This window comes from Nocardia sp. CA-119907 (assembly GCF_050955995.1).
Lineage (GTDB): Bacteria > Actinomycetota > Actinomycetes > Mycobacteriales > Mycobacteriaceae > Nocardia.
The window spans coordinates 44987-58709 of record NZ_CP192091.1; the positions used below are offsets into that span (position 1 = coordinate 44987).

Consider the following 13723-nt stretch of genomic DNA (forward strand, 5'->3'; position numbering starts at 1 on the left):
AGTTTACGCATGACAACATGCACGATCGGAGACTCGATATGTTCGAAAGACTCGGCAGATTCGTCGTCGACCACGCGCGCTGGATCCTGGTCGTCGGCGCGCTCGCCCTCGTCGCGGGCGGTGTGGTCGGCGCGACCGCCTTCAGCAAGATGCAGCCCGGTGGCCAGGAGGATCCCAATTCCCAATCCAGTGCCGCGGTAACGCGATTGGCCGATAAGTTCGGCGCCGACACCGACTACGTCTTCCTGGTCGAGGCGAAGCAGGGGACGGTCGACGGCGATGCGGTCGCCACGGTCGGCCGCGAGTTGGCCGGGCGGCTCGCGGCCGATCAGCGGCTCACCAATGTCGTCTCGTACTGGGATACCGGATCCCCGGCCATGCGCTCATCGGATGGCACCGCCGCCGTGGTCTTGGCGGGCAATGCCGATAAGAACGCCACCGATAAGGAGAAGTCCGCCGCCGCGATCGTCGACGCCTACCGCGCCGATGGTCCCATCGCGCAGATCAAGGTCGGCGGCGGCACCGCGATCTTCCACTCGATCACCCAACAGATCGGCAAGGATCTCGGCCTCGCGGAGGCCGTTGCGGTGCCATTGATCCTGGGGCTGCTGGTGCTGGCCTTCGGCAATGTGGTCGCGGCGTTGCTCACCCAGGTCGTGGGCGGAATCGCCATTCTCGGCACCTTCACCGAACTGTCGATTCTCGGTTCGGTCACCGATGTGTCGATCTATGCGGTGAATCTGACCACCGGGCTCGGGCTCGGGCTCGCGGTGGACTACGGGCTGCTGATGGTGAGCCGATTCCGCGAGCGCCGCGCGGCCGGCGCCGAACCGGCTGATGCGGTGATCTCGGCGGTATCCACGGCCGGACGGACCATCGCCTTCAGCGCGGCCACGGTCGTCGCCGCGCTGTCGGCGCTGGTGATCTTCCCGCAGTACTTCCTGCGCTCGTTCGCCTACGGCGGCATCGGTGTTGTCGCCATCGCGGCCACGGCGGCGGTGGTGGTATTGCCCGCACTGCTCGCCGTGCTCGGTGTGCGGACCGACGCATGGCGGGTGCCCGGTGTCCGCGGGATCCGCGGTGACGCCACCCCGTTCTGGGCCGGCGTCGCCGGATTCGCGATGCGCAGGCCGCTGCTGGCCGGTGTGCCGGTGGTGGCGGTGCTGCTGCTCGCGGCCGCGCCGCTGCTGAATGTGCAGTTCGGCACGCCCGACGACCGGGTGCTGCCGACGAGCACGGAGGTGCGTCAGGTCGGTGACGCGATGCGTGCGGACTTCGGCGGCGGCGATGTCAACGCGCTGTCGGTCATCACCGAGACCGGCGTCGCCGCGGGCCCGCTCACGGACTACGCGCGCGCACTGTCGCGGGTCGAGCACGTCACCCAGGTCGATTCGAGCGCAGGCACTTTCGTGCGCGGTGAGCTGGCGGCCAGCACACCGGCCGACGCCCGATTCGCCCGTCCGGACGCGCAGCGGCTGACGGTCCTCACCGATCTGGACCGCAACTCCTCGGCCGCCCGGGATCTGGTCGATCGGGTGCGCGCGGTGCCCGGCCCGGGCGGTGCGAGCGCCTTGGTCGGCGGTCAGGTTGCCGAACTGCGCGACAGCCTGGCATCGATCGGCGCGAAGCTGCCGATCGCGATCGGGTGGATCGTGGTCACCACCTTCGCGCTGCTGTTCCTGTTCACCGGCAGCGTCGTGCAGCCGCTGCGCGCACTGCTGTCGAATGTGCTGAGCCTGGCCGCCACGCTCGGGCTGATGGTGTTCATCTTCCAGCAGGGACACCTGTCCGGAGTGATCGGTTTCACTCCGGCGCCGCTGGATGTCTCGATGTTGCTGCTGCTGTTCTGCATCACCTTCGGCCTGTCGATGGACTACGAGGTCTTCGTGATCAGCCGGATCAAGGAATTGCACGATCGCGGGGTGTCCACGAAGGAAGCGGTCATCGAGGGGCTGGCCCGGACCGGACGCTTGGTGACCACTGCCGCGGCGCTGATTTCGATCAGCTTCCTCGCCTTCACCAGCAGCGATGTCCGGTTCATCCAATTCTTCGGGCTCGGTGCGGGTTTGGCGATTCTGATCGACGCGACACTGGTGCGCGGCGTGCTGGTCCCGGTGGCGATGCGACTGCTCGGCCGGGCGGCCTGGTACGCGCCGAAGCCATTGCAGTTGGTGCACCGCCGGATCGGTCTGGCCGAAGCCTGAGTTCGGTTCGCGAGGCGGCCCCGCATGGGAAATGCGGGGCCGCTGCAATGCGTGGGTGATCGCCTGCCGCAACGTCGTTTTCGTCCGATTCGGCAAGGTTCGACGGCGAGGGTGGCGGACATCACAGAACCCAATTTGGTTGCGGTCGAGGTGCTGACCGCGGCTCGATCCGACGGTCGAGCAACCACATCACCGCAGCTGGTTAATCATGATCTTGACCGGATGTAAGTCCATCTTGAAGCGTTGCGACTAGGTGTTGATCACGTTAATTACCCAGTAAACAAACCTGAAGTCGCTTTTAGTTCATCCAATGGTCAGCTAACGCAATTATCGACCAAAGAATCCGCAGGTCGTGACCGCGTTCATTGAACATTGGGTGGTCTATGTTTGCTATCCAGCTAATCGTTCGAAGAATGCCTGGTGCTAACCGTAGGTTTCCTTATCGTGATCTGGTATCGCGTCCCGAAGGCTCTACGCGAGGCCCGGTATGGGTGATCCGGATCACTGCCATAAGTTTGCTGGATGTATGAAAAACCATGTGCCCACATGGGTTTGCTGGGGTGCTGCTTTATACGCTTGACCTCGGCGGGGAGGGTTGCATCGGGATAACGATTGTGTAGAGTTGACGGTAACGCTGGCCGCAGCTGAGCTGGACTCGCTGCGGCCAGCGGAACTCAATTGGGGGACTTCGAAACTCATCCGCAACACAGCGTTGCTACCGATTGCCCGGCCCCATTCCACTCATCGTGTGCTCGGCGTTGTCTGCCACCGCTCCGCGACATCTGCACCGGGCAGGCCCAATTCGGCTGCGGCCCGGACGTCCTGTTCGAGCGCGGCCCGGCGACCGACCACGAAGACGTAGCCGAGAAACAGTGTCTCCGCGAGGAATCCGATGCCGACCTTCACCGGCACGGGTAGCGAACTCGGCGTCACGAAACCCTCGAGCAGACCGCAGACCAGCAGCACCGCGACCAGACCCAGCGCCACCGTCGCGGTCGCCCGGCCCTGGCGCGCCACCGCCGCCAACCGACTCGACCGACCCGGATCGATCAGCGTCCAGCCCAGTTTCAGTCCGACACCGCCCGCTACGAAGATCGCGGTCAGTTCCAGCGTGCCGTGCGGCAGGATGAACCCGAAGAACGAGTCGAGCCGACCGGCATCGGCCATCAGGCCGCCGGTCACCGCCGTATTCAGCGCGTTCCCGAACAGCAGATACACCGCCGGCAGGATCAGCACGCCGGTGAACAGCACGATGGCCGTCACCCAGGCATTGTTGGTCCACACCTGCGCGGCGAACGCGTCGTGCGGATGTTCGGAGTAGTAGGTCTCGAATTCCCCGCCGGGCGCGGTGAGCCAGTCGTTGTTATCGGTGACGCCGAACACATGTCGCGCCGTACCGGATCCGGATATCCAGACGGCCAAAACGGTGGACACCATGATGAAGACCGCGGCCACCGCCACCCACCACGGCCACGAGCGGTACAGCGTCGCGGGAAACCGGTGCGTGAAGAACCGGCCGACCTCGCGCCAGGCATCGGCCTTGGTGCTGAGCACCCGGCCGCGCGCCTTGGTCAGCAGCGCACTGAGTCCGGCGATGAGTTCGGGGTCCGGACTGTGCGATTGCAGGCGCGCCAACTGCTGTGAGGTGCGCCGGTACAGCGCGACCAGTTCGTCGGCCTCGGCGCCGGTCAGCTTGCGGCGCCCGGCCAGATAGTCCAGGCGATCCCACGCCCCCCGCTGTGCGTAGCTGTACGCGTCCACGTCCATTGGTTGCCTCCCATACCGCCGGTCGGAAGAATGCTATCGACATGGCTGAATTCACCACCGGCGAAGCGGTCGCACTCGAGCTGCCTATCGCGCGGATCCCGACCAGGGCCACCGCGTTCCTCTTGGACGTGCTGGTGCAGATCGTGCTGGGCAGCATGCTGTTGTTCGCTCTCGGCCTGGTACTCGCCTTCACCAGCGCCGACACCGCGTGGTTCAGTGCGGCGATGATCACCACGATCGTCGCGACGCTGGTCGGCTATCCGGTGATCTGCGAAACCCTCATGGACGGACGAACCATCGGGAAGCTGGCGCTCGGACTGCGGGTGGTGCGCGGCGACGGCGGCCCGATCGATTTCCGCCATGCCCTGACCCGCGGTCTGGCCGGCGTGATCGTCGACTTCTGGATGTTGGGCGCGTTCGGGGCGGTCGGGGTGGTCACCTCGATGTGCTCACCGAATGCGCGCCGGGTCGGCGATGTGCTCGCGGACACCGTTGTCGTGCACAGCCAGCGCCGCGTGCCCTTCCCGCTGCTGGCCGTCGCGCCGCCCTGGCTGGTCGCCTGGTCCGGTCAGCTGGACCTGTCCGGTATACAGGAAGACCTCGCACTCGCGGTGCGCCAGTACCTGTCTCGCGTCAACACCCTCACCCCCGCCGCACAGGCGAACCTCGGCCACACCCTGCTCGTCGCGGTCTGCGACCGCCTGCAGATTCCGGTACCCACCGGTTATCCACCGGTCCAGATCCTGGGCGCGGTCATCGCCGAACGCCAGCGCCGCACCCTCGCCCCCATCATCACCCCGATGGTGATGGCGGGCCCGCGCCCGATGCCGATCGCCCGCGCGAGCTAGGCATCGTCGAGTTCACCACTGCGACACGGTCATTCGGCCGTGACTCGAGTTAGGCCGGTGTCGGCGCAGGACCGCCGCGCTGGGGGTGACGTCGACTCGCTGGCGGTCCAGGAGCGTACTTCGTGGCTTTCCTATTCGGCGCCGCACCGTGGCTCGTGGTGATGCTGATCGTGATGGCGCGCCGACCACCCGACGATGGCGCGGTCACATAGTGCCGGACTGCTTGAGTTCGAGGTATTCGTCGGCCAGGGCCTCGGGCAGGCGTTCCGGGGATGCCGCTACGACGGCGATACCCATGCGGCGCAGGGATTCCTGGACGAGGGCGCGTTCGGCGAGCAGGGATTCCGCGGCGGCCGCGGAGTACAGGTCGGCGAGGGTGGCGCGGTTGGCGGCGGCCGCGGCGACATCAGGGTCGGTGACCGAGACGATCAGGACACGGTGGCGCTGGGCCAGGGTCGGCAGGACCGGGAGCAGATTCTCTTCCACCGCGGCGCCGTCGAGACTGGTGAACCAGACCACCAGGCTGCGGCGGCGGGTGCGCTGGATGGCCGCGCGGACCAGGCCAGCGCTGTCGGTGTCGACGAGGGCGGGGGTCACGCCCGCCATGGCATGCAGGAGTTTCAGTTGCAGGCGGCGACCGCCGACACCGCGCACCTCGGCGCGGGCCCGGCGGTCGAAGGCGAGCAGATCCACCGAATCGCCAGCGGCGGCGGCGAGTCCGCCCAGTAGCAGGGCCGCCTCGATGCTCGCGTCCAGGCGGGTACCCGCCCCGACACGGCCCGCACTGATACGACCGGTGTCGAGCACCATCAACATGTGCCGGTTGCGCTCCGGACGCCAGGTGCGCACCAACACGTCGGCGGCGCGGGCGGTGGCGCGCCAGTCGATGGCCCGGACGTCATCACCGGCGACATACTCACGGAACGAATCGAATTCGGTGCCCTGGCCCCGCAGATTCGCGACATTGCGGCCCTCGAGATGTTGCAGCCGCTTCACTTTCGAGCGCAGCAGGCGTTCACTGCGGAATTCGGGCAGCGCGCGCACCCGAGCGGGGACGGTGTGGCGGCTCTGCCATCCAGCCATGCCCAGCAGGCCGAACAACCGCACCGTCACCGGACCGGCCACCCGGTCACCGCGGTAGGTCGGCGTCAGCGTGGTGCGCACGCGCAGGCGGGTATTCGGCGCCAGATCCAGTCGGTGCGAGCGGGTTTCGGCGCGGGCGCTGCCCGGCCAGTCGTCCCACAGCCGCCCGCGCACGGTGCGGGTGCCGTTGTTCACCACGGCGAGTTCCACCTCGGCGGTGCGGCCGAGCCGGATCACCGTCAGCGGCTCCCTCGTCAGCGTGAGATCACCCGCTCGGGCCACCGTGCCCAGATCGGAAAGGACAAGGGCGGCAAGCAGGCTCGTCATGAGGACAACGCCGAGCCAGGATGGCATGACGAAGCCGACGAACAGTGCGAGCACCGCCGCCGTCGCGGCGAGCCGACCGGTGACGACCACGGGCTACACCGGAACCGGAACCGACAGCAGCAGCGACGACATGACGCCCTCGGTCGTCACACCGTCCAATTCCGCCTCGGGCCGCAGGTGCAGGCGGTGCCGAAGAACCGCCACCGCGACCGATTTCACGTCATCCGGGGTGACATAGCCGCGACCGTTCAGCCAGGCGAAGGCGCGCGCGGCCGCCATCAACGCGGTCGCCCCTCGGGTGGACGCACCGTGCTGTACCGCGGGGGAATTGCGGGTGGCTCGGCAGATATCCACGGTGTAGGCGAGCACCTCGGGGCTGATGGTGACCCGGGTGATCGCCGCACGCGCCGCCGCGATATGCGACGGACCCGCCACCGGGCGCAGACCGGCGGCGGCCAGATCACGCGGATCGAAACCACCCGCATGTCGCTGCAGAATGCGGAATTCGTCATCGCGACCGGGCAATTGGATATCGACCTTGAACAGGAACCGGTCCAGCTGCGCCTCCGGCAGTGGGTAGGTGCCCTCCTGTTCGATCGGGTTCTGGGTCGCCACCACCACAAATGGATCCGGCAGTGGCCGCGGCTTGCCGTCCACCGAAACCTGGCGCTCCTCCATGGATTCCAGCAGCGCCGATTGGGTTTTCGGCGGCGTGCGGTTGATCTCGTCGGCGAGCAGCAGATTGGTGAAGACCGGGCCCTGTCGGAAGGTGAATTCGGTGGTATGCGGGTCGTAGATCTGCGAACCGGTCACATCACCCGGCATCAGGTCGGGGGTGAACTGGACCCTGGCGTGTGCCAGATCGAGGGCCGTCGCCAGTGCCCGCACCAGCAGCGTCTTCGCCACGCCCGGTACACCTTCCAGCAGCACATGGCCGCGGCAGAGCAGTGCGAGCACCAGGTACATGATCGCGTTGTCGTTGCCGATCACCGCTTTACCGATTTCGGCACGCAGCGCGGAGAATGCGGCGCCCGCCTCCTCAGCGGTGGGGATGTGGTTGGTGTCCGTGCTGGTCATCCGACCTCCGCCTCTATCCATTCGAGTTGTGTGGCAACGAGTTGCAGGGTGCTCGCATCGGGCACCGGTCCATACAGTGCGGCGCCGACCATGGCCGGATCGGATCCGGTGCGCGCGGCGATGGTCGCGATCAGTCGATCCGGTGTGACATCGGTGCCGACGCCGAGCATCGGGCGGATGCGGCGCAGCGTAGCGGCGCGCAGCCGGGCGGCGACATGGTCATGGTCCTTCGACCGGCGATACAGCGCGGCCTGGCCGCCGAGCAGTTCATTCGCCGCCACCTCGACCGGCCGCGGTTCACCGACCAGCGCACCGCGGCGGCGGGCCCGCCACCACACCACGAGTGCGGCGGCGATGAGGAATTGGAGTCCGCCGAAGGCCACCGGTGCGGGCAGCCTGCCGAATATGGAGTCCTTGCCAGCGCCGAAGCCCGAATCGTCGCGGTTGTCGTCCGGGTAGTGGTCGGGATGTTTGGGCGGCGGCGGCAGATCCGGCGGCGTCGGCTTGTGCGGGGCGGGTGCGGCGCACGAATTCAACACGGCGTACAGCAGGACGACCAGCGCGATGGCGGCAAGGAGCGCGGCCCAGAATTTCGGATTGCGCAGCAGATCGGGCAGCGGCGGAAGTTGTCGGCGGGTCTTGGTCTTTTCGGTGATCGTCGCCTCGGCCGGTTCCGGGGCTGGTGGTGGTGCGCTGCGGGAGTACCGGTCGGCGTATTCGAGTCGGCGGTATTCGTCCTCGGTCGCGCGGCGGCCGCCGTAGACGACCTCGTCGAAACTGTGTGCGGCCGGATGTAATTCGCTCGCGGCCTCGAGCGGCAGCGCGGTTGTCGCATCGTCGGCGGTTTCCCGTGCCGTCCGCGAGCGGCGCACCTCGAGCATGCCGCGCTGTTCGAGTCCACGCAGCACCGCACGGAAACGTTCGCGCAGCGCGGTGTCGAAATCGCGGTGCAGTGCGGCGTTCTCGGCGGCGTCGCGGTGGTCGTCGGCGGGCCCGAGCCGTGGCGGTGGCGGTGCCATGGCTTCGCCCGACGTGCGTTCGGTGAGGTCGGGCGCCCGGCCGCCACCGCGCACGGAATCGCCTCGCGATATTTCGTTCATCGCTTTTCCGTCCCGGGAACCCGGATATCCAGTCCCTCGCGACGGCACCGGCGATCCACATACGAGACCACCCGCATCGCCGACTCGACGACCTCACCAGAGGCGATGATCAGCAGCGCCGCGGCGGTGACCAGCACGATGACCTGCCAACGATGGGTGCCGGTGAAATCTGCGAGATACCACGGAATGCCCAACAGCGGCACGGCAATCAGGACCAGCAGCGCGCGGCACGCGAGCCACAGCCCGGTAATCGATGACTGCGCGCCCTCGACGAGCAGTTTCGAGCGTGTGACCGCCCCGGCGTGGGTGGTCCGTTCGACGAAGATGACCGGCACCGCGACGAACCGTCCGGCCCGCAGGTAGCCGAGCCAGATCAGCGCGAGCGGATAGGTGATGATCAGAATGCTGCCGCCGACCAGCACACCCACGCCGACCAGGGTGTACACCACCTGGAACGCCAGCAGCGGACCCGCGACCGCGCCAACCCGGTCGAGCGCGGTGCGCCAGCCGATCGGGGACTTGGCGACCGTCGCCAGCCCGACGGCGACCGTCATGCCGCGCAGCAGGAACCGCAGTACCCAGGCACATGCCGCCGTGGCCAGGATCGCCGCCCATGCGGTGCCCGCGTCGGAGCCTTCGGTCAGGTGGGAAATCCCCCCGGTGATTCCGACGACCACGAGTTCGGCGAGGACCAGGCCGATCGCGGTGGAAGAGGCCAGTACGACGATATTCGCCTGGATCAGCGCGAACGGCTCGTCGAGGAGTTCGCGGAAGCTCAATGGGCGGATCGGCACCGTCGTTCCAGGGGACCCTGGCACCGGATCGTTCCCCGCCCCGACGGCACCGGCCGACTCGGCGGCTGGTAACACGCGGCCGAGTCTAGCCGTCGGCGCCCGGCCAGGCGGGCCACAACATACCGATCGTGCGTCGGGTCAACGCTCGAGCAATCGGTCCACAACTTTCCGATAGCGTGCCGGGGCGACCTGCGGCAGGCCGAGCAGAGCCCGCAAGTAGACGCCGTCGCCGACCAACCGGATGATGTCGGCCCGTACCGGATCATCGATGTCCTTATCCAGCCCCTCCGACCAGCTGTCCATCATGTCGGACAGCGCCTGCTGCACCTCATCGGTCTCCGGCCCGGATTTGGCATCGACGGTGCGCATGGCCGCGACCATCGATCGGAAGAGCGCCAGTTCCAGCGCGTCCGCAGCATTGCCCGGATTCGGGGTCTGGAGATACCACTCGGCGACCGGCGTGCCCTTGGCGACGGCGGCGTCGAGTTGGTGTTCCGCGCGTTCGCTCAGTCGGCGCACCAGGCCCGCGAGCAGGGCGTCCTTGTTCTTGAAGTGGTACAGCAGCCCGCCCTTGGAGACCCCGGCGGACGCGGCGACATTCTCCAGGGTCACCTGGGACATTCCCTTCTCCAGCAGCAGGGTTTCGAGCGCGTCCAGGATCCGGTCGCGAGTGTTTGCCGTCACGTCCGTGACTATACCGGCTGGACGGTAAGGGCGATTCACTGTACCGTCTGGACGGTAAGAAACCTGCGACGGAAATCGAGAAAGCGATGACCACACAGATCGAGAAGGACACCGACGCCGGGCTCGTCCCGCCGCGCGCCACCGTGCGTGATTGGGCGGGCCTGGTCGTACTCGCGCTCGCTCTGCTGCTGCTCGCCGTCGACGCGACCGTGCTCGACCTCGCGGTGCCCGCCATCAGCGCGGACTTGGCGCCGACCACACCGCAGCTGCTGTGGATCATCGACGTGTACTCCTTCGTCCTGGCCGGACTGCTGGTCGTCATGGGCAATCTGGGCGACCGGATCGGACGGCGCAGACTGCTGCTGGTCGGTGCGGTCGGATTCGGACTCGCCTCGGCGCTGGCCGCCTGGTCGGTGAATCCGGAAATGCTCATCGCCGCACGCGTGCTCCAAGGTGTCGCGGGTGCGACCCTGATGCCGGCGACACTGGGTCTGATCCGGTCGATGTTCCTGGATCCGCGGCAGCGCACCGTCGCCATTTCGGTCTGGGCCGCGATGGCCGGTGGTGGCGCGGCGGCGGGTCCGCTGCTCGGCGGCTGGCTGCTCGAGCACTACTGGTGGGGTTCGGTATTCCTGGTGAACCTGCCGGTCATGCTGGTGCTGCTCGCGGTCGGTCCGGTGCTCATTCCGGAATCCCGCGACCCGCGGCCGGGCCGCTTCGATCTGCCGAGCGCGGCGCTGTCCATGCTGGCGCTGGTGCCGGTGGTGTACGCGGGCAAGGAAGCCGCAGCGCACGGAATCAGTGTGCGGCTATTGGTGATCGGTGCGGTCGGTGTGCTCGCCGGTGCACTGTTCGTGCGCAGGCAGCGCGGCCTCGCACATCCGATGATCGATCTGAAGCTGTTCGCACTGGCCGGGTTCCGCACCGCGGTCCTCACCAACCTGCTCGCGGTATTCGCACTGGCCGGTGTGCTCTTCTCCGGCTCGCAGTACCTGCAATTGGTACTCGGCCATTCACCCATGCGGGCCGGACTGCTCCTGCTGCCCGGACTCACGGCCAGCGTGTTCACCTCACTGGCGGCGGCGTGGTTGGTTCGGGTGCTGTGTCCCGGCGCGGTGCTCGGCGGCGCGCTGGTGCTCGCCGCGATCGGTTCGGTGCTGTTGCTGTGGCTGAGCCCGGAGTCGGCGACCAGTACGGTGCCGTTCGTCCTCGGGTTCCTGTGCATCGGTGCGGGGGTCGGTGTGGCGCTGACGGTTTCGTCGGATCTGGTCGTCAGCTCGGCTCCAGCGGCGCGGGCCGGTGCGGCCGCCGCGGTATCGGAGACCGCCTACGAGACCGGAATCGCGCTCGGTGTCGCGGTGCTCGGCAGCGTGACAATGGCGGTGTTCCGCGGCGGACTCGACGTGTCCCAGGTACCGAGCGACCAGATCGGCGCGGCCTCGGAATCCCTCGGCGGCGCCGCGGAATTCGCTCGTCAGCTACCGGAATCGGTGACGGATGGATTCCTGGCCTCGGCACACGAGGCCTTCGTCTCGGGTGTCCATGTCGCTGCGATCGGCATGGCCGTGGTGCTGCTCATCGCCGCCGTGGTCGCCTTCCGGCTGCGCACGGCACGCGCGTAGTCGGGCCAGCTGAATCGGTGCACGGATCTTTCGTTCGTGAGTGTCCTTGTCGCTGTGATCGGTATGGCGGTGGTGTTGCTGATCGTCGCGGTGGTCGCGTTTCGGCTGCGCACGGCTCGTGTGTAGTTCGGGCCAACTGAATCGGCGCATGGGCCTTCGTTCGTGGGCGTCGATATCGCCGCCATTGGTAGGGCCGTGATGAACCTGATCGTCGCGGTGGTCGCGTTCCGGCGACGGACGTCTCGTGCGTATCGGCCTACCGCGGTGGAGATTTCGCCCCCGTTCCGTATTCGGGAGCGGGGGCGAAGTCATATAGCAAGCCGACTGGTCTGAATTTCCGCCTCGACGCCAGTGCGACAAGGTGTCGTCTCCTTCCTGAACAATAGTGCCTGACCTGCGGCTACGCAGTTCTCCGGTATTGCTGTCCGGTTCGGAACAGCCGTCCTGTTCCATGCGTGTGTCCAGTATCGGATAACAGGTGCGGATCCGGTTATGCAGTACCGACCAGCTGATCCGGCTCCGGCCGTCCCAATCGGGTCGATGTGACGCGGCCGCGCAGCATGACGGACTCGCCGAGTTGCCAATGTCGTGCTTCCGCCGGATCGGCGGTGGCGATGGTGGTTTCGGAAGTGAGCAGCCGCTGCGGATCGTTCTTCGCGAGTTCGCAGAGGCGGGCGGCCTCATTGACCGCGTCGCCGATGACGGTGAATTCGTAGCGCTGGTGCGCGCCGACATTGCCCGCGACGACGCGGCCCGCGGCCACGCCGATGGCGGCGGTGAAGTCGTGCGCCCGCGCGGTCAGGCGGTTTCGGATCGCACGGGCGCAGGACAGCGCCGCGCCGGGTGCGTCTGCCAGTGGTGCCGGTGTGCCGAAAACGGCGAGCGCGGCATCGCCCTCGAACTTGTTGAGCAGGCCGCCGCACCGTTCGACCTCATCGACCACGATGTCGAAGAAGCTGTTCAGGATGGCGACGATTTCGGTGGCGGGGCGGGTGGCGGTCATGGTCGTCGAGCCGATGATGTCGATGAACAGCACGGCCGCTTCGCATTCCACGCCGCCGAGATTCGGCTCACCCTCCAGCGCCGCCTCGGCGACATCGTGGCCGACGTGTCTGCCGAACAGGTCCCTGATCTGTTCGCGCTCGCGCAGACCCGCGACCATGCGGTTGAATCCGCTTTGCAGCTCGCCCAATTCGGTGCCGTCGTAGACGGTGACCGCCGCGTCGAGATCGCCGTCCTCCACCCGACGCAGTGCGCGTCGCACGCCGCGGATCGGCGCGACGGTTGCCGTCAGTGTCTGCGTCATCAGCAGCAGACCGAAGCAGAGTCCGGCGCCGCCGAATGCCAATACGCAGACCGCCAGCCGCGCCTTGCTCACGTCGTCCATGGTCAGCGCCAGGATGGCGACGACCATGGAGGCGGCCACCGGTACCGCCGAGCCGAGCGTCCAGGCCAGAATCGACCGACCGAATACACCGATGCCGCGCCGCCGTCGCGAGGCCGCGGCCTCCAGCACCCGCGCGGTCACCGGTCGCAGTGCGAACTCGATGATCAGATAGTTATTGGCGCACACCACGATCGCGCTGAAGGCGATGCCGAAGATGAATTTCGGAATGAGCGCCGGATCGGAAAGGCCGTACAGCGTGGTCAATATCGCCATACCGCCGAGCCACAGCACCGCCTGGCACAGCATCAGCAGCATCGGCACCCGCGTAGCCGCGACCTGTTCCGCCTCGGTCGGCACCTGATCCGGGTCGATGGCCCAGCGCAGCACCCGGAGCCCGCGCGCCGTGGCCCACCAGAGCCCGAACAGCAGCGCCAGCGCCCCATAGAGCGGCGTGGCCACGAAATTGAGCAGGACCAGCCGCCTGGTGAAAACCGTCGGACCCGGCAGTACGAACCCGACCAATGCGATCGAAACGAAGATCCCGGTGATATTCGCGATCAGCGACGGCACCGTCAACAGCAACTGCACCCGGACCCGCCGCATACCAGCCGATTCCGCCGCAGATCCGAGCAGCCGCGACCCCCACGGGGCCGCCGCCGCATCCGGCACACACACATCACTGTCGGGCATGCGTGCAGACTAAGCGCCCCGCCGTCGACGCTCACCGCGATCATGTCTTGTCACCGGGTGGCGTTGGTGGTGCCGCGTCCGGCATCGGTCCGCACGTCTCGGCCAGGCGTGCCGACCGAGCGCTGCCCGCGATGCCAGCG

10 protein-coding genes are annotated in these 13723 nt (G+C 67.3%); 3 read left to right on the forward strand and 7 right to left on the reverse strand.

Going from position 1 to position 13723, the window contains the following annotated elements; genetic code table 11:
- Positions 1-38 precede the first annotated feature (38 nt).
- Entirely contained in the window at positions 39-2204 is a 2166-nt protein-coding gene (locus ACQP2D_RS00220) for an MMPL family transporter (RefSeq protein WP_433681717.1), read from the forward strand.
- 741 nt (positions 2205-2945) lie between these two features.
- Here ACQP2D_RS00220 and ACQP2D_RS00225 read toward each other — a convergent pair.
- Entirely contained in the window at positions 2946-3971 is a 1026-nt protein-coding gene (locus ACQP2D_RS00225) for a stage II sporulation protein M (protein ID WP_433681718.1), read from the reverse strand.
- A 41-nt stretch (positions 3972-4012) separates the two neighbouring features.
- On the opposite strand from ACQP2D_RS00225, the gene ACQP2D_RS00230 reads away from it, so the two are divergent.
- The gene (locus ACQP2D_RS00230) at positions 4013-4819 is read left to right on the forward strand and encodes an RDD family protein (protein WP_433681719.1); all 807 of its coding nucleotides are present in this window, start codon (positions 4013-4015) and stop codon (positions 4817-4819) included.
- A gap of 204 nt (positions 4820-5023) precedes the next feature.
- Here the strand turns inward: ACQP2D_RS00230 and ACQP2D_RS00235 are convergent, their stop codons facing one another.
- From ACQP2D_RS00235 to ACQP2D_RS00255, 5 genes are all read right to left on the reverse strand, one after another.
- Positions 5024-6319 (reverse strand): DUF58 domain-containing protein, encoded by a 1296-nt coding sequence (locus ACQP2D_RS00235; protein ID WP_433681720.1) that lies wholly within the window; start codon positions 6317-6319, stop codon positions 5024-5026.
- Between the two features lie 3 nt (positions 6320-6322).
- Positions 6323-7327, reverse strand: a complete 1005-nt coding sequence (locus tag ACQP2D_RS00240) for an AAA family ATPase (RefSeq protein WP_433681721.1) — start codon at positions 7325-7327, stop codon at positions 6323-6325.
- Positions 7303-8406 carry a DUF4129 domain-containing protein gene (locus ACQP2D_RS00245; protein ID WP_433681722.1) on the reverse strand — a complete coding sequence of 368 codons (1104 nt, stop codon included), beginning with the start codon at positions 8404-8406 and terminating at the stop codon, positions 7303-7305. The genes ACQP2D_RS00240 and ACQP2D_RS00245 overlap by 25 nt, the downstream gene beginning before the upstream one ends.
- On the reverse strand, positions 8403-9275 hold the full coding sequence (locus ACQP2D_RS00250; protein ID WP_433681723.1) for a hypothetical protein: 873 nt from the start codon (positions 9273-9275) through the stop codon (positions 8403-8405). The genes ACQP2D_RS00245 and ACQP2D_RS00250 overlap by 4 nt, the downstream gene beginning before the upstream one ends.
- A gap of 63 nt (positions 9276-9338) precedes the next feature.
- Entirely contained in the window at positions 9339-9884 is a 546-nt protein-coding gene (locus ACQP2D_RS00255; RefSeq protein WP_433681724.1) for a TetR/AcrR family transcriptional regulator, read from the reverse strand.
- Positions 9885-9970: 86 nt separating this feature from the next.
- Here ACQP2D_RS00255 and ACQP2D_RS00260 point away from each other — a divergent pair, with 86 nt between their 5' ends.
- On the forward strand, positions 9971-11506 hold the full coding sequence (locus ACQP2D_RS00260; protein ID WP_433681725.1) for an MFS transporter: 1536 nt from the start codon (positions 9971-9973) through the stop codon (positions 11504-11506).
- Positions 11507-11996: 490 nt separating this feature from the next.
- Here the strand turns inward: ACQP2D_RS00260 and ACQP2D_RS00265 are convergent, their stop codons facing one another.
- Complete coding sequence (locus ACQP2D_RS00265) at positions 11997-13583, reverse strand: adenylate/guanylate cyclase domain-containing protein (protein ID WP_433681726.1); 1587 nt, start codon at positions 13581-13583, stop codon at positions 11997-11999.
- Positions 13584-13723 lie beyond the last annotated feature (140 nt).